The organism is Domibacillus sp. A3M-37 (assembly GCF_024213455.1).
Lineage (GTDB): Bacteria > Bacillota > Bacilli > Bacillales > Domibacillaceae > Domibacillus > Domibacillus tundrae.
In genome coordinates this window covers 1-17144 of the sequence record NZ_JANAVL010000011.1, presented here as the reverse complement: position 1 = coordinate 17144, position 17144 = coordinate 1, and the positions used below count along the sequence as shown (strand labels likewise).

General features: G+C 40.7%; 16 protein-coding genes and 1 pseudogene. 9 read left to right on the top strand and 8 right to left on the bottom strand.

The window, feature by feature from the left end; all coding sequences use genetic code 11:
* Window positions 1-24 precede the first annotated feature (24 nt).
* From NLX67_RS15430 to NLX67_RS15420, 3 genes are read right to left on the bottom strand one after another with little or no spacing between them, the layout of a single operon-like run.
* Window positions 25-1161 carry a response regulator gene (locus NLX67_RS15430; RefSeq protein ID WP_254312412.1) on the bottom strand — a complete coding sequence of 379 codons (1137 nt, stop codon included), beginning with the start codon at window positions 1159-1161 and terminating at the stop codon, window positions 25-27.
* Window positions 1162-1165: 4 nt separating this feature from the next.
* Window positions 1166-2905, bottom strand: a complete 1740-nt coding sequence (locus NLX67_RS15425) for a cache domain-containing sensor histidine kinase (protein ID WP_254312411.1) — start codon at window positions 2903-2905, stop codon at window positions 1166-1168.
* Window positions 2905-4152 carry an ABC transporter substrate-binding protein gene (locus NLX67_RS15420; RefSeq protein ID WP_254312410.1) on the bottom strand — a complete coding sequence of 416 codons (1248 nt, stop codon included), beginning with the start codon at window positions 4150-4152 and terminating at the stop codon, window positions 2905-2907. Before NLX67_RS15420 ends, NLX67_RS15425 begins: the two co-directional genes overlap by 1 nt.
* Window positions 4153-4632: 480 nt before the next feature.
* Between NLX67_RS15420 and NLX67_RS15415 the strand changes: the two genes are divergently transcribed.
* Entirely contained in the window at window positions 4633-5301 is a 669-nt protein-coding gene (locus NLX67_RS15415; protein WP_375143393.1) for a glycosyltransferase, read from the top strand.
* Between the two features lie 385 nt (window positions 5302-5686).
* Here the strand turns inward: NLX67_RS15415 and NLX67_RS15410 are convergent, their stop codons facing one another.
* A complete protein-coding gene (locus NLX67_RS15410) occupies window positions 5687-6586 on the bottom strand; it encodes a GIY-YIG nuclease family protein (protein ID WP_254312409.1) in 900 nt (299 codons plus the stop codon).
* Between the two features lie 154 nt (window positions 6587-6740).
* Between NLX67_RS15410 and NLX67_RS15405 the strand changes: the two genes are divergently transcribed.
* The 3 genes and pseudogenes from NLX67_RS15405 to NLX67_RS15395 form a co-directional block, all read left to right on the top strand.
* Complete coding sequence (locus NLX67_RS15405) at window positions 6741-6977, top strand: hypothetical protein (RefSeq protein WP_254312408.1); 237 nt, start codon at window positions 6741-6743, stop codon at window positions 6975-6977.
* A 675-nt stretch (window positions 6978-7652) separates the two neighbouring features.
* Window positions 7653-7883, top strand: a complete 231-nt coding sequence (locus NLX67_RS15400; RefSeq protein ID WP_254312407.1) for a DoxX family membrane protein — start codon at window positions 7653-7655, stop codon at window positions 7881-7883.
* Window positions 7877-8667 (top strand): annotated as a pseudogene (locus tag NLX67_RS15395) (MFS transporter); the annotation flags it as partial. The gene NLX67_RS15400 and the pseudogene NLX67_RS15395, both read left to right, overlap by 7 nt.
* A 293-nt stretch (window positions 8668-8960) precedes the next feature.
* Here NLX67_RS15395 and NLX67_RS15390 read toward each other — a convergent pair.
* Window positions 8961-9878: an AraC family transcriptional regulator gene (locus tag NLX67_RS15390; protein WP_254312406.1), complete on the bottom strand. Its 918-nt coding sequence runs from the start codon at window positions 9876-9878 to the stop codon at window positions 8961-8963.
* A gap of 302 nt (window positions 9879-10180) precedes the next feature.
* Between NLX67_RS15390 and NLX67_RS15385 the strand changes: the two genes are divergently transcribed.
* Together NLX67_RS15385 and NLX67_RS15380 are read left to right on the top strand one after the other, a co-directional pair.
* Window positions 10181-11362: an MFS transporter gene (locus NLX67_RS15385; protein WP_254312405.1), complete on the top strand. Its 1182-nt coding sequence runs from the start codon at window positions 10181-10183 to the stop codon at window positions 11360-11362.
* Window positions 11363-11484: 122 nt separating this feature from the next.
* Complete coding sequence (locus NLX67_RS15380; protein ID WP_254312404.1) at window positions 11485-12465, top strand: aldo/keto reductase; 981 nt, start codon at window positions 11485-11487, stop codon at window positions 12463-12465.
* Window positions 12466-12758: 293 nt separating this feature from the next.
* Here the strand turns inward: NLX67_RS15380 and NLX67_RS15375 are convergent, their stop codons facing one another.
* Window positions 12759-12932 carry a hypothetical protein gene (locus tag NLX67_RS15375; protein WP_254312403.1) on the bottom strand — a complete coding sequence of 58 codons (174 nt, stop codon included), beginning with the start codon at window positions 12930-12932 and terminating at the stop codon, window positions 12759-12761.
* 352 nt (window positions 12933-13284) lie between these two features.
* Between NLX67_RS15375 and NLX67_RS15370 the strand changes: the two genes are divergently transcribed.
* Both NLX67_RS15370 and NLX67_RS15365 read left to right on the top strand, forming a co-directional pair.
* Complete coding sequence (locus NLX67_RS15370) at window positions 13285-13662, top strand: hypothetical protein (protein WP_254312498.1); 378 nt, start codon at window positions 13285-13287, stop codon at window positions 13660-13662.
* Window positions 13663-13853: 191 nt separating this feature from the next.
* Window positions 13854-14492 (top strand): O-methyltransferase, encoded by a 639-nt coding sequence (locus NLX67_RS15365; RefSeq protein WP_254312402.1) that lies wholly within the window; start codon window positions 13854-13856, stop codon window positions 14490-14492.
* A 174-nt stretch (window positions 14493-14666) separates the two neighbouring features.
* Here NLX67_RS15365 and NLX67_RS15360 read toward each other — a convergent pair whose 3' ends face one another.
* A complete protein-coding gene (locus NLX67_RS15360) occupies window positions 14667-15602 on the bottom strand; it encodes a tyrosine-type recombinase/integrase (protein WP_254312401.1) in 936 nt (311 codons plus the stop codon).
* A 344-nt stretch (window positions 15603-15946) separates the two neighbouring features.
* Window positions 15947-16186, bottom strand: a complete 240-nt coding sequence (locus tag NLX67_RS15355) for a hypothetical protein (RefSeq protein ID WP_254312400.1) — start codon at window positions 16184-16186, stop codon at window positions 15947-15949.
* A gap of 487 nt (window positions 16187-16673) precedes the next feature.
* Here NLX67_RS15355 and NLX67_RS23245 point away from each other — a divergent pair, with 487 nt between their 5' ends.
* Window positions 16674-16793, top strand: coding sequence for a hypothetical protein (locus NLX67_RS23245; RefSeq protein ID WP_375143392.1), 120 nt, complete (start codon window positions 16674-16676; stop codon window positions 16791-16793).
* Window positions 16794-17144: the final 351 nt, after the last annotated feature.

Genomic DNA, 17144 nt, shown 5'->3' with positions numbered 1-17144 from the left:
ACACCTTTTCAACCAGAAAAGGTGTCAAGACTTCATATGTTGTTTTCGGTATTCACTTGGGGTTTGATGGAGCCGTTTTTTAAACACCTGGCTGAAATAGCGTTGATCCTTGTATCCTACTTTTTCTGCGATCTCATATGTTTTCAGCTGTGTATGAAGCAGAAGAAAGCAGGCTTTTTCCATCCGGTACCCAGTCAAGTAGTCCAAAAAAGTGGAGCCAGTCACTTGTTTAAACAACAGACTGAAATAACTGACACTCATATCCGCATGGGCCGCAGCCTGATCCGCGCTAATGTCTTCATGAAAGTGTTCTTCAATAAAACGCATTGCTTCCCCAATCGAATCTGTAGTGGATTTTTTCGATTGATACTTTTCGGTCAGCTCTTCTAAAAATAACACCCGTTCATCTAATAGACGGTGAATACTTGTCCATTCTTGAAGCTCCTCTACAGACGTCTTTAACTCATCCTCGGTTATAACAGGCGCACCGATCAAAATGGCATGTCCCTGTTTATTCCGGTCCTGCAAAAAGTTTCGTAACGCCACCAGCTCTTCTGTCGGCCATTCCACTAGGATTATCATGGCATGGGCTGAGAGCGTATACTGAAATTGTCTCACCGTCATGTTACGAAACAGAAAATCAACCGGCTGTTCAACTGCGTCTCGCTTTTCAATCAGGACCGGAATAAGCGCTTTGTAAAATGATGTCTTCTCCTCTTGAATAGACCCCAGTATGAGCAACTCGTATAGATAGTGCTTATCAATCTCGTACTCTCTTTCCGCTTTTTCTTTTAATTGTTGAATCCCCCGTTCAACGCACTGCTGCAATTCTTCGTAATCCACCGGCTTTAAAATATAATCCAGTGCATTGTATTTCAATCCCTCCCTTGCATATTCAAATTCGTCATATCCACTGATTAAAATAGCAAGGGGTTTTTTCGGCAGACGGTCCAGCTGCTTTAATAATTCCAAACCGGTCATGCCTGGCATCGAAATGTCTGTGAGCAGTAAGTCCGCCTGATGCTGTTCACAAAGATCGTACGCTTCCTGCCCATTTTTCGCAGTCCCCACCACTTCGCATTGGAAATCAGACCACGGAATAATGAACTGTAAATTTTTCAAAATCAGTGCTTCATCGTCTGCAATCACTACTTTAAACATTATGCTAGTCACCCCGTTCCAATGGAAAAGCTATTTGAATAATGGTTCCTTGTTCGGAAGAGCAAACCATCAGTCCGTATTCTTTGCCGTAATAAAGATTTAGCCGCTCATGTACATTACGGATGCCATGTCCCTGTTGTTCAGAAGTGCCTCGTTTTTCATGTAGCTTTTCCAATAAATTGGCTGAAATGCCTTTTCCATTGTCCCTCACCCACAAGTATCCGGTTGTGTCTGTTCGTGTTCCCCGTATAGAGATTAAACCATTTTCCTGCTGATCAAACGCATGAGCGAGGACGTTTTCCACAAGCGGCTGTAAAATCAGCTTTAAAACACGCTCGTTGGACAATGAATTTTCTATATCTACTTCGTACGTAAATAAGTGATTAAAACGGATTTTTTGAATTTCCAGATAGCTGATTACATGACTAATTTCCTGATGGATCAGCACTTCATAACTTCCATTGATGCTGATACGGAGGAGGCGACCGAGATTGATGGTCATTTTGCTGATGTCCTTCTGGCCACTCATTGCAGCCAGTGCATTGATGGATTCGAGTGTATTGTAAAGAAAATGAGGATTAATTTGCTGTTGCAGAACTTTAAATTCTGCCTGCCGATTTTTTTCTTCCTCTCGTCTGATCTGCTTTATCAATTCTCCAATACGTTGAATCATTTGATTGAACCCGAGAGACAGGCCGTTCAACTCTTTCAAAGAATAAGCATTCATTCGGGAGGACAAATCACCGCTCCTCACCTGCTTCATATTCCAGTTAAGCGCTTGGATAAAGCTCGCTACCCTTCTCAGGTAAAACAAGTTGAAAAACACAGCAGCCATCAATGTAAGTAACCCGATAAAAAGAGTTGTATTTCGAATATACACTACATCACTAGCAAGCACATCCCATGGTTTAAGTGCTACAATCCACACATCGTTGTCGCCTACCAATTGGAAACGAGAAGGCATATATGTAATTAGGTGCGTTTCTCCGTTCCATTGATCCAGCAAAAATCCGGTTTCACCCGACTGCACTTGCTTTAAAGACTCGACTGCTAGTCTTTTGCCTATCCATTGATGGTCTAGAGCATATAAAATTTCTCCTTCTTTATTAATTAGCAGTTCAGTAGATGGCGTATCCATCTTAGATGCAAACACATCATCAAACAAATCAAGGCGGATGGCTAACACCATATATCCAAGAGGATCAAGAGTATTGATATCATTGATGATTCGTCCTTGCGTGAGAAAAAGGGATGTATCTTGTTGAAATGGATGCTGAGACAAAGTTGATGGACTCAGCCAAACCGCAGACCCTTTTTTCTGTTTCATTTCCTGTACCAGCCGATGAGGAAAAAAGGGCTCTTCTTCCGTCACTTGTTCATTTGATTGATAAAGGCGGTCTCCCGTATTGCTATACAAAGCAAACTGCTGAATTTTAGCATTGGCATACATCATACCCGTAATAGACTGGCGCTTATTATACAATTCGAAAACACTTTCTTCCTTGCTGGACGTTAAAAAAGATTGAATATCTCCAGATGAAACTACATAATCGGAAAAGTGATTCACTTCTGTGACCGCTTCCATCATATTCCGATCCAATACATTCAACGTCTGAACCGTCTGTCTGCTGATCGTCTTTTGAAGCGTATCTGTGGATATTCGGTTAGAAATGTAGCCGAGAGTTACAACTGGAAGCAGGACAAATACAAGAAAAGCAAGAATCATTTTACGCTGGAACGTCATTAGTCATTCACCTGTTCTGTTAGTAAAACATTGTTATATTTTTCAAACATCCGTTCAAGGTTTTTTAAATAAGCTTGTTCATCTCGATCATAGAAAAACTGAAGTGTATACTGCCGGTATTCTGATTCAGCGGCCGTTCCTCCTGCCCAATAATGATTAGGCCAATTTACTGTCTCTCCGTCCTGCACTTTTTCTTCAAGCGGTGCCAGAGTATCCTTTATTTTTTGAACGTTCATACTGGTGCTGATCGATCCTTCATACAATGACAAGCCTTGCGCGTTTCGTTCTTCTGTTAGAAAAGCAAGAAAGAGCTTAGCTTCTTGCGGATAATCTGTTTCTGAAGAAATACCGATGCCAATATCTACTCCGCCCAACACACGATTTTGTTCCGGCTGATTCGAAACAGGTACAGGGAAAATTCCGTAATCCAAAGCAGGATTCAATTTTTCAATCAGCGGCAGCGCCCAAGTACCCATCACATACATAGTTCCTTCTCTATTTGCAAAAGCTTGGTTCGCTTCCAAATAACCCATGTTAAAGGATTCTGGCTCTATATACGAAAGGATTTTTTCCACTTTATGGGTAAGGTCCCTCCATGCTGGATCGTTCTCCAACTGTTTCGGCTCATTCCAATACGAAGGTGGAAATGCATTGGCCACAAAATTCAATGTAAAAACGCTCGTCTGATCTGCTTCTTTATTAGACATGACAAACGGCTGCTTCCCTGCTTGCTTCAGCGTATCCATTACATTCAACCATTTATCCCATGTATCTGGAACAGTTAAATTTAGCTCTTTAAAATCTTCCTTATTGTATAAAACACCGACCGCGTTTTGAGTAAAGGCAGCTCCATACATATGTCCATCCACAAGGTAACGCTGCTGAATGGTCGGCTGAATTCGGTCCAAAAACATTTCGGTGGTTAAATCTAGCAGATAGCCTTTTCGAGCACGAGTGATATAATCGTACTCAAAGGGGTAAGTGATAAACAAATCCGGTACATCTCCCCGGGCAATCCGTGTTTTCAGCACCGACATACCATTCGGTGTAATCACCTGCTCAATATTGATATGCGGATACCTTGCTTCAAAATCAAGAATCAATTGATTCAGAATCGGCCTTGTTTCTTCTTTTACTGTGAAGAATTCTAATGTAACAGGCTGTGGTTCCGACTGAATTAACTCTGCCTGACGATGGGAGCATGCCACTAGCAAAAAAGTGGCTGTCAGTATCCACACCCTTTTCATGTTCGCCACTTCCCCTCTTTTGGACTCTCTATGCATAATATTCACTAAATATAATACGGCAGATAAAAATGTGCAATGCTCTTAAAATACTCCTTAAGAAAAAGACAAACGTTCTCTTGAACAGCAGGAGTTCTTAAAACTGCGCAAGGAAAATAAGCAGATGGAGAATAATAGGTTAGTCCTGCAGCACTGATCATGAAACGCAAGTAAGTGTCATCAAGCGAAACCACAAGACACATATTCAGCATCAGAAATGGGTGAATTCCTCATCCGATCGTCTGGTAGTCACGGATCATCGATTCATCTTCAAAGAGAAGGTGGTCAATGTTTCCATCCATCCGCTTTTTTTTAGATTCGGAAAGGTCTCTTTCTGCAGTTCATGGACGGACTCACTGTGTGGCATGTCTATTCATCCTTTTGGGTGTTTTACTCGTTATATACCCGAAAACTTCAGAAGGAAAATGCCTAGTTCAACTTTAAATGTATTACGTAAATATTTCATTAAAACCAGAACTATTTACCCTAACAATTTATGTTAGAAAGTTATCGTCCGAATTGAATTACCCCCGCTTAACAAGCTTGAAGCGGGAGTGTTCTCGCCGGAAAATAATAAAAAATGATGATAAAAATCTATCTAAAATCAGAAATGCCGGCGCAAAGATGGCAAAAGGAGAAATATTGATTACGATCGATGCCGATACCCGCATGACCAAAAACCTGTTAGCCAGAGTTGAAAGAAATTTATCGTCCGGAATATTTATCGGCGGCGGTGTTACTGGAAAATTGGAACGAAGTTCGTTAGGGATCATTGCGTCGCTAACTGCACTAGCCATTCCATTATTTTTTAAGTATGGATTGATTTCCATTGGTATTTTTTGGTGCTATAAAAAGGATTTTGAGGCAATCAACGGCTTCGACGAAGACATGCTGCTGGCTGAGGATTGTGATTTTGCCCAGCGACTGGCCATTTGGGGATTGAAAAACGGAAAGCTGTTCGGTACGATCTCTAATGCCATGATCACCTCCAGCAGAAAATTTGATAAAAACGGAGACTGGTTTTTGGTAAAAAGGCCCGAATTAATTTGGGCCTACCTGAAAGAAAATGATAAGAAGCATGCGGATGAAATGTATTATGACAATGAAAATTAACCATCCTTTTTCGTAACATCCCCCTGACGGTCAATGACTGGTTCACCATGAAAAATAGAAGGGTGCGGAAAATTCTTTCTCTTGATTTGGTGGAAACGAGTTTGGTCATTAACCGGCCAATTAGAAATCATTCTTCTTTTTAGACATTAGTAATTCCCTTAACATTTGCGCATGAAACTTTTGGGTACATTAGAAATAGTACACACAAAAAACGCCTATCTAAATAGATAGGCGCAGACTGTAGACATCATCTTCAAGGTGAAGACTTTGTCTACAAAAAAAGATAGCAATCCATTCCCGTACACAGACAATTTTTTTGATTCAAACTGACCACCTAAGGAATTATTGGCCTCTAATAATGCCTCTCCTATGATTTCGTTTACTTTTATTTAAAATGGTTCACCTTTTCATCCGTATGGTGGGGATCTCTGTCTAAGGATACTTTTACCAAGTTCAATTTATCCTCTGTAGAGAATCGATTGTTATTATAAACAAAGTGCTGAACCATTTCGTTTATTAAATCTCTTAAACCCATTGCCTCAAATATATCTAAATAAAATAAGATGGCTTCTGGATATTCGAATGCTAGTGGCTGGATTTCAAAAAAGACATTTCTGATTCCCTCTCCATTTTGTTCTTCAAGGCTAATTACAGAGGGGAATAGACAGAAAGAATCGTGTCTTCCCTCGTTTTTAAAATAATACCTCACAAAAGGAATTTCTGTTTCTGGTTTATAACGTTCGTTGAACGTAATTTCCCCACTATATGTCTTATTATTTTCTTTCTTAATGTCTACAAAAAGATTCCCCTTATTAAGTTGGAGCATATTTAAAATGGTCTCTCTTTCATATGGGTCAATTCCCTCTCTCCTTTTAATTCCCTTCTGAGATTTTAATTTTTTCTTCTTTCCATCAGTATGATCTCGATCTATTTCTAATAGTATTCCTTTTACCAAATGCATTTTATTCTCTGTGGAGAATCGGTTCTTGCTATTAACAAATTCCTGCACCAGCTTCAGTACGTCACTAAAACAGTCATTTCTAAAAAATTCTGTGTAGCCGCCATGAGTGATTTCTCCTTGAAAGGTATGTCTATACTCTTCAAAATGATCATGGAGCAGGGTCTCAAGCGACTTAATGGTTTTTCTTTTATTGTATTCGACTAGATAAGATGTATGGAGAAGCGGCCCGAATGCTGAATAAATTTTTGTCAGTCTGTAGATTCTATTGAGGTCTTCTGTTATTCCAATTTTAAAAATATCTTCAAAACGGAGTAAATATAACATAAGAGGAATCACCTTCTTTCAGTCTATTTAGCTCACAAAACGTCAAAGATCCTTATATTATGCATATGCATCTTTGACGTTTTCATGCACCCAGTCTCTTTGTTTCACTATTTCTATCTTTTTACTATCATCTTATTATGCCAATAGGCTTTTAATGCAAAAAACAGCCAGGGCAAGTGCCTGGCCGAGAAATGGTTTTATTCCTTTAATGATGCGTGGCATGCTGGCTGGAACAATTAGTTCTCGATTTATAGCCAATCACCTTACACTATTTGGAGCCTGCGTATTATCTGCAATTCTAATCCTCGCATGTACTATTTTAACAGCCAAGCTCCAGCTTCGTGATGGAAGTGAAAACAAAAGAGAAACGGCACCTACGGAAGAAACATGATTATAAAAAGGACAAATTGAATAACTACGAAAGGGGCTCATGATTACCAACGAGACCATCATGAGCCTGTTAAGTTTGTATTACGCACAATTAAGGCTGAAAAATAAGATTCACACCTCATTATAGGACAAAATAGGGTCTGCTTCTGGCCGGAATTAGCAGCCAGTTGCTTTTTCGATTTCTCTGATAAATGCTCTGCAAGTTTCACATTTGCGGCTCCCTATTAAGCACCGCCTTGTGCTATTTTCTTTATCTTTTTAATTAACCCATTCTTGATCAATCTCCCGGGAGGTCGGTCAAGATTGCCGTAACGGTTGCTGGCTGCGTTAATAATCGGTCTTTGCATTCCCCTAGCTATCGTACGCAATATAGTTAGACTCCAGTTGTTCCCCCGTCATTTCAGTTGGCAACCTTCTTAGTCATTCGATACACTCGAGTACGTCCTAATAAGGGAAAGACGCTTCTCCCAACGGTTCAGCAAATTTGCTAACCGATAAGAAAATCTTACTGCCAATGGCATTTTTCATATGCTTGATTATGGCTTTTACCTTGCAATTATTGCTGTATCGCTTATCGGAAAAACACGATTTGAGGAAAAAGGCTTCCCCCCCTTTGTATTTAGGAACTGGGCTTTCTTTATGCTGGGTTGCTGTTGAAAAATGGGTGTATCCGACAATGACGCTTGATATCGTTTCAGCTCACCACGTGCCAACGTTTGGATTTGATCCGGCTGTATTTATCGTCATAGCTGCTTTTATTGAATTTATTGTCGGCTACCTGCTTGTCGTCGGTATTTTAAACTGGGTTGTCGGAGTGGTTGTCACCGTTATTTTCATTATGACAACCATGCTGTTTGGCTTCAAAGAAATTATCGGCCATTTTATGATCCATTTTATCCTCGTGTGATTCCAGCCTTTTTCCATCCGATTTATTGTTCATTGGCTTTGACTGTGGCAGCTACCTCAGTTAGCAAGGACGAAGCCCCAAAGGCTGTTTCTAAAGTAATGTTGGGAGCAACCGCAGGTATGGTACTTGGTGTACCAATCACTAATTATATTGCTAGTGAAACTTCCTTAGAAATGGCGATGCTATTCTTCGCTATCGTTAACTCTATGGCATTCATAGCTACATTGCTATTTTTACCATCTATGCCTGTTAAAGAAAGACTTTCTTATGGAGCTCAATTAAGCGTATTAAAAAAGCCTATTACTTGGTTAGCTATTATTACTGTCGTATTTATAAGTTCTGCAACATCTAGTGTTAATAGTTACATTGCAGAGTATCTTGAAACCATTACGAATATATCGGGGACAACGTTAAGTTTGGTGTTATTTTCACTTGGCTTGGCAAGTCTGGTTGGAAACCTTGCAGGGGGGAAGCTACTTACTAAAAATGCTATGAAAACTGTAACATCTTTTCCAATCATATTAGGAATAGCTTATCTATTATCATTCCTAACCGGTAAATCCACTGGATCTATGATGATAACTATTATGTTATGGGGACTATTATTTGCTGCAGGAAATATCATTAGTCAATATTGGATTGCATCTGCAGCTCCAGAAAGCTCCTGATTTCGCTAGTGGATTGTTTTTATCGGGCGGTCTTAGGGATAACAATTGGGACTGCGGTAGGTGGATTATTTATATCAGAAATGGGCACACAATACATCGCATTAGGGGGATTATTATATAAGGAATTACTAAAAAAGCGTAGCATCCTTTTTTTTAAGGATAACTGTTGTGCTCTTGGAAACCTTCTAATGTTTTCTTACAGACACTACTTCTGTTGATTTAATAACAAAAAAAAGATAGCTAGACATACCATACTTGGTCATATATGAACTTTTGAATATTATTATAGCCTTATCATATGAAGCAAGACCTCGGCTTTTTCACAATCTTCATTTTAATGAGATAGTAAGAAACAATATTCCTAGTTAAAGAATCTTCCAAATGATTTGAACCCCGTTGAGCAGGAGCTTCATGCGTTTATCTCTTGGTCATTTTTCGCCCTTAGGCGCTTTATATCTTCTCTAGGTGGAAAACCAAACATACGGGAATATTCACGGCTGAATTGTGATGGACTTTCGTAGCCTACCCGGAATGCGACATCAGCGGCATCTGTTGACTCAGATAATAACAGGCGCCTAGCTTCCTGCAGTCTCAATTGTTTTTGAAACTGAATCGGGCTCATAGCGGTTATCTCTTTAAAGTGTCTATGAAGCGAAGGAACACTCATATTCGCTGTTTCCGCAAGTTCCTCAATTCGAAAAGACCTATCATAGTTATTTATGATATGTTCTATAACGCCTCTGATTCGATAGGCATAACTACCTTTTATCGCCATTTGTTTCAGTGCATCCCCATGCGGACCTTGTAGAACCCTATAGAGAATTTCCTTCGTAAATAATGGAGCAAGTACCGGGATATCTTTCGGATTGTCTAGCAAACGAGCTAACCTGACTACCGCATCTAACAGAGATGTCTCTACTTTGCTGACAAACATAGCTCGTTTGGTATTTTCTTTCGGGCCAACTTGAATGTCAGAATCACTTAAAATCTCTACAATTTGACTTGGTGTAAATTCAAGTTTGAGAGCCAAATACGGAGCGTCAGAAGAGGCTTTTATAACTTGCCCGTTAACCGGCAAATTAACGGATGCAACAATGTAATCGGAAGGACAGTACCTAAAGCGCTCCTGTGCCAGCAATACCTCCTTCTCACCTTGAACGATAATACAAAAGGATGGCTCGTTAACTCTATAAATTGGTTCGGTAACAATAGATTCACAGATGAAAAATAAAGATGGAATAGCAGTCGGGTGAACACCGTCCTGCCCTGAGTAACGCTCAATGAGTTTGGCGAGCTCATCCTGCTGTTGATATATTGGTTTAGACATAAGATCCTCCTTGTTCCTTTATCCTTGATATTTCCATTGTAATGCATGTTCGTCTGTTGCGTAAATGGCTGTTGAGAGGATTAGGCAATCATTTGATACGAACGGGATAACGGTTACTTTTTCATTTGTTGCATAATTAGGAGTACATAGATCCCGATGAACAACAACGGAAATTAAAGTGGTTAATAAAAAATAAGGAAAGGAAGATAAAGAATGCAAAAGCGTAATTGAACAAATTTTGTTTATTTAACAAAATGAAAGAAGAAATAACACTGAATCTTTCACCCGAGGAGGAATGAAGTGTGGAACGCCTATGGACGAAGTCGTTTATTCTCATGACCGTAGGGATGCTTTTCCTATTTACCGCCTTTTATATGCTGTACCCAACGCTGCCGCTGTTTATCAAACAGATGGGCGGCAACGAAACGCAGGTCGGTCTGGCGATGGGCGCATTTATGCTGACTGCCGTTATTTTTCGCCCGATCGTCGGCGGGCTGCTGGACCGGTTCGGCAGGCGTCCGTTTATCATCGGCGGGCTGCTCCTCTTTGCCGTGGCGATGTATATGTATAACTGGATCGGTGGAATCGGCGTTTTGATGGCGCTCAGAATAGTGCATGGGGCGAGCTGGGCCGTTTCCACAACCGCCATTCTCACGGCGGTTACGGATATGATCCCGTCCGCCCGCCGCGGAGAAGGCATGGGGTGGTTTAGCATGTCCATGACCCTGGCCATGGCAATCGGACCGCTGTTCGGTCTCTGGGTTACACAGAACCTGTCGTACGACGCTCTGTTTCTATTCGCCGTCGTCCTCTCTGCCGCAGCGCTGTTCTTGATGCTGGGTGCGAAAACGCCTTTCCAGCCGCAATCAGGCGCAGGGAGAATTGAATTTTTCGAAAAATCGGTCTTGCCCATCACGGCATCCATCTTTTTTCTGTTTCTCGCTTATGGCGGCATTATCAGCTTTGTTCCGCTGTTCGCTGACTCGATCCAGGTCAATTCCGGCACGTTCTTTCTGGTCTATGCCGCAACGCTTGTCCTGATCCGTCCCATTGCGGGGAAACTTTCGGACCGGTACGGCGAGGCGTTTGTCATTGCCCCGTCCCTTGTGATGACGATTTTGGCTTTGATTGTCTTAAGCTTCTCGACCGGATTGTTCGGCGTGCTCGCTTCGGCGGTTCTGTACGGTATCGGTTTCGGTTCCGCGCAGCCGGCTCTTCAAGCAGCAACCATCCGTATTGTCCGCCCGGACCGTGCAGGGGTAGCCAATGCTTCTTTTTCGACTGCTACTGACCTTGGCATCGGGCTAGGTTCGATCCTGTTAGGCTGGGTTGCCCAGCACACGAGTTACCAGATGTTGTTCACGGTCAGCGCCGTGTCAGTCGTGTTTTCCTTGTTGATGTTCACTTTTTTTGTGAAACGTTTGCTGAAAAATAAAGAGTTGGGCCATCCGAATACCGGTTCTCTTCCCTCTAAAACAAGTTGACGCATCTTCCGTTTAATGGAAGAACCATCTGATGCAGCGATTACGAGATGATTATGCGGCCTACGTACCGAGATTAGCCATCTAAAAAACGTATCTAATATTGGAAAGTGAGGACGAATCAAATGGACTATGTGAAACTTGGAAATACTGGCTTGGATGTATCCCGGCTTTGCCTTGGCTGTATGAGCTTTGGTGATGCAGAGCGGTGGATTCATCAATGGGTGCTTGATGAAGAGCGCAGTCGTCCTATTATTAAAAAAGCCCTTGAGCTTGGTATCAATTTTTTTGATACAGCGAACGTCTATTCAGGCGGAACAAGCGAGGAAATTGTGGGACGAGCACTAAAAGATTTTGCCAATCGTGATGAAATTGTCATTGCAACAAAGCTACATGGCCGAATGCATGAAGGTCCAAATAGCGCCGGTCTTTCACGAAAGGCAATTATGAGTGAAATTGATAAGAGTCTTAAGAGATTGGGAACCGATTATGTAGACCTTTATCAAATTCATCGCTGGGATTACGATACCCCTATTGAAGAAACGATGGAGGCATTGCATGATGTGGTGAAGGCTGGGAAGGTACGATACATCGGTGCTTCTGCCATGTACGCATGGCAGTTCCAAAAGGCATTACATGTAGCGGAGAAAAACGGATGGACTAGGTTTGTGTCGATGCAAAATCATTTAAACCTCATATACCGTGAAGAGGAGAGGGAGATGCTGCCTCTTTGTAAGGAAGAAAAAATCGGTGTGATTCCATATAGCCCGCTCGCATCAGGAAGATTGATACGTGATTGGGCGGAAACAACGCATCGTTCCGAAACCGATCAAATTCAAAAATCTAAATACGATGCGACTGCAAATACGGACCGATTGATTGTGGAGCAGGTTGCGGCAATCGCAGAAAAACGTGGCGTTCCCCGCATTCAAATCGCGCTTGCCTGGCTGCTGCAGAAAGAACCAGTAACAGCTCCTATTATCGGTGCTACGAAAATATCTCATCTCGAAGATGCGGCAGCTGCTCTATCAATTAAGTTAACACCTGAAGAAATTGCATTACTAGAAGAACCATATGTGCCGCATCCTATAGTTGGTTTTAATTAATTATGGTGTGACGACAGATTATTGTTTAAAAATGAATAACAGAAGAAAAAGCCGATCTTCCTACTTAGGAAAATCGGCTTTTTCTATAACATTGTAAAGCATTGTACTGCCCCATTAGCCATCCATGTAGCACAAAACCAGCGCTACACCACAGAGAATGAAAATCGGTGCAGAACAGGTATAGAATAAGTTACATTCGCTTAAATAGTCATTTCTCCAATTAAAAAAGCTCATGATTGATCATCGTAAGCTTTGCTCTTCTCAATCAACAGTAGACAGACCTAGTAAACAGTTTAGGTATTGGTTTTCTTTCCAGCGTCTAGTTTCTTAACAATATCTTTTAAGAGAATCGCTTGTTCTTTTTGATTCTTAAGTATTTTTAGGAAAAACCAAATAACAATAGCAATAGGAACAACAGTAATAAGTATCGATATAAGAACTGGAAGCAGCTGTTCTAGAAAAATCATAATAGAACCTCCTATTTTGGATAATTGTACCATAAAATGTTTCGTAAGTATTTGGCATAAGATGCTTCTTTCATCCAACTCTAATTAAAAATATGTTCCTAATGCACCGTAAAAAGCCCCGGCTTCCTTTGGCATCCGGGGCTTTTTCTAATGAAACACACTATAGAATAAGTTACATTCATTCGTTTAATCGAGACATCAAGATAATATCTATATTGGAGAAAAATCTTGAAAAATAACCAAAATTTAATCCGTATTCAAATATTATTGAAAATAAAACATTGATTATCCGTATACAAACGTATACAATAAAATAAATGTATACGTTTGTATACGGAAATGGAGTGGTATGATGAGAGGCAAAAATGGCAGAAGGTACCAAGGAGAGCAAAGACATTTTAAAGGTGAACACAATCAAGAAGAGGATCGTCATCATAGAGGCGGTAGTCATAAGCGAAAAGAACATCATCGAGGCGCAAAAACATTCCGTAGAGGAAGAGCCATTGAATTTTTAGACAGAATGAATGTAAAGCGTGCAACATTAAAACAGCAATTAGAATCACCAGAGCTGCAATCAATTAATCCCATTTTAGTTGGAGAGTTAAAAGCAGTTGAAATGATTATCGATGAATTTACTCAATTGTTTGAAATTCACCAAGATGAAGTTAAGCCAAATGATCCTATTGCAAATGAGCAAGAAAAATCTGGAGATAATGGGCCGTTAGAGTAATTGCCCCCCAAAAATTAAAATTTAATCGGTGAATTAAAAACCATTGAGATGGTAAGCGACGAATTTACTCCTTTATTTGAAATGGATAAAATTTAATAAATTCAAAAAATATAATAAAGTTGAATAAAAGTAAAATTATGTATTGGATAGTAAAGAATCTTTAAATAATGGCGGGAAAGGAATTGAATTTAATGAAACAAGTTAACAGTTACATCGATTCAGTGTTTCATAAACAAGATGTTCATTTGGAGGAAGTGATTTCGTCCATAAAAGAAAACGGAATGCCCTCCATATCAGTATCTCCCTCTTCTGGAAAACTTCTAACGATGCTCGTATCAATTTCAGGGGCGAAAAATATTCTGGAAATAGGGGCTCTTGGGGGCTATAGTGGAATTTGTCTTGCCAGAGGATTCGGTAAAGAAGGAAAATTAACCTCTCTTGAATTAGAGGAGAGATACACAAAGCTAGCACAAAGCAATCTATCTAAAGCTGGCTTTAGCGATCAGGCATCCTATATGACCGGGGCGGCATTGCAAAGTCTTGAAAAACTTATTGGCGATAATAAGCGATTTGATTTTTTCTTTATTGACGCTGATAAAGAAAATTATGAAAATTACCTGAAATATTGCATTAAACTGGCGGAACCGGGTGCTTTAATCGTTACAGACAACGTACTTGCAGGCGGTAGTGTAACAGACCAGGATGCTAAACCTAAACGTTATACTGAATTCATGAAGAAATTTAATGAAACTGTGGCGAATCATCCTCAATTAGAATCTCTGCTTATTCCAATCGGTGATGGGATGACCATTTCAAAAGTAAAGAAATAAAAAAGACACCAGGTGGCATTAATCACCTTTAAGTAAAATAGCAATCACCACAGGTGATTTGCTATCAGACTGTAGACAAGGCTGCTTTAAATCTTCGATTTGAAGCAGTTATATTAAACAAAAAAGAGAACAACGAAAACCTCTTTCCTTAAAAAACCCCTCACTGTGAGGGCTTTAATTTGTTGTATAGATCCGTGTCACTTCATCGCGCTCATGTCCTAAAAGGCGCGAAACCACGAGCCGGGCATTACCATCATTTATGTTTTGTTCTTTTGCTTCATCATAGCGATCCTGTGCGTATGCGTGCCGCAAGCCGTGAAACGTGACGTTTTCTTTTAACTTTTCACCTGCAGCAATGCGTTCAGCCCGGTTTTCATCTTGAAATTTATCACGGTGCCGATTAATAAAATTTTGGCATTGTTTGATAACCAAATGCGTTTTTTCTCCTTCACGCACGAACAATTTATCTCCACGCTCTACATTTTTCATGACTTCCTTCAGCATATCCGCTGATTCGCGCGAGATTGGCACACAACGAACTTTTCCGCCCTTCCCCTTAATTTTTATCTCACCTGTTTTTAACGCCTTCTCTGCGACGTTACGGTCTATTCTCAGCGTCTCATGAATCCGCAGCCCTTCATTTCTGGCTAGTTTCGCTACCGATGCCATGCGTTCATTGCCGAATTTGGGGCACACCTCATGAAAACGATCAATTTCTTGTTGGTTCCACGCCTTGTTTTCACCGCTGCTTTTCAATCGTTCAGCCCCCAACAGCTTGTTTTCCGTTTCTAAAACGTGTCTCGGGCGATCGACTTTATCGTGAAAGAAACGAATCGCAGACAGTTCCGTTTTAAGCGTTTTATTCGAAATACCACGCCCCTGCTCGTGTTTCACGTATCCAGCCAGGTGCTTATTGCTGATGTTCGCGAACTTTTGTACAGCAAACTCTTTCGATAAGAACCGGCAAAACTTATTTACCTTCTCCGCATAGCCTTTTTTCGTTCCGTAAGATCCTTGCCGATTATGGCGTGCCACCTTGGAAATTTGCTGACTCAAGACGTTATACATGCGTTCCTGCTTTTCATTCAGCTCAATGCTTTTTCTGGCCATACCACATTCCCCTCTCAGATATAAAAATTTGCACAGCAAAGCTTCAGTATCCGTCTGACCGATACTGCGTTTTCGGCTGTTTTCCGAATATCATTCGGAAAACAAAAAGCTCTAAACCCTTTCCGGGCGCTTTGCCAAGGCCCGGAACAAACACCGTGCCGGCGTCCGTCTCTGTATTGCCAAATGCTTCGCATTTTTTTGCCAATACAGAGACGGACGCATCTTCCTCATCGCATATTGCATGTTGAGCACTTAAAAGGAGCAGCGATCAGCTATCGCTGATGTCGCATTTTCATGCGACGGCTCCACGTCCAAACTTGATCAATCAAGCGAAAGTTTATCTTTCATGGACGTTTGGTTGCACTATGTTCAGCTTGTAAACAAGCTGCCAGCCGTGCGCGGCTGGTTTTCGCTTTGCTCAGCAGGTTCGGCAACACCTGCAAAAAACAAAGACTTTTTTGCTTGCAAGCAAGCAAGATTCCGCAAACGGAATCAAAACCAATGACAACCCCAACAACTGCAAAAACAAAAATAGACAGCGCTAAAGAGGATTTGCATGCCAAAACGCTCCGCGTCCGGCTCATACAAACTACTCCTGCCCTGTCTTTCGATAAAACTCCTTAGTTAGTGTATTTTGGATCTCTTTTCTAATTTTTTCTCCTCTCAAATTTGTTATTTCAGTCTCCTTTTTTGTTTTTTTGCATAAAAAAATGACCTATTCATTTCGAATACGCCTTGTCTGTTTTGGTGTTGCCGCTTATATAATTTGATCTTGCTGCTTAATCTATTTTTTATTTAATATCCAAATTGAATTTGGACAGACTTATCCCGTTTGGTTTCTTGCTCTCTTTTCCATTTCACCTCTTCCAGCTCGATAAAACAATGGCTGTATAGAGTCATCAACATTAGTGCTCACCTTTCGCTCGTTATCCAAAAATGGAAGGTTGTCGATGCGCGGGCTTTCAAAAAGTAAATTCTATTTTTATTGTAGCATGGCTTGAGTTTTTTGAGAAGCTAGACCTTAATAATAAAAAAGCGCTCCCTAATTGAGCGCTTCCCTATGATTACATCTTGCTTGATCTGCCTCCAGCCCTCTCTGAACAGACACTGATTGGGCTGACAGCAAGCGACTATACTGTAGCCAGGCTGCAACCGAGCCGTTTGCCTATTATGCTCTCGAAGATTATTTAGAGACATGCCAGGTTGTTCAAAAGAAATACAATCCGAATTTAAAACTGGCTGGCATTTTATCGGTTCTGTTAAACACTCGTGCTTCGTTAGACCAGTCCATTTTAGAAAAAGTACGTTTACTCAATAAGAGTAACATTTGTTGCATTTAATATAACGTAAACATTCAATATATTGCATTGAAAGAGCAGCAGCCAATCAAAAACAGGCGCCATCCCTTGATTATCAAGGGATGGCGCCTGTTTTCTTATGTATAGTTGAATGCAACATAATACCTTGATCTGCCCCCCGTCAAGTAGACACTCATAAAGAGCTACATAGCCTTCACACGATATTCAACAGGGGAAAGATTAT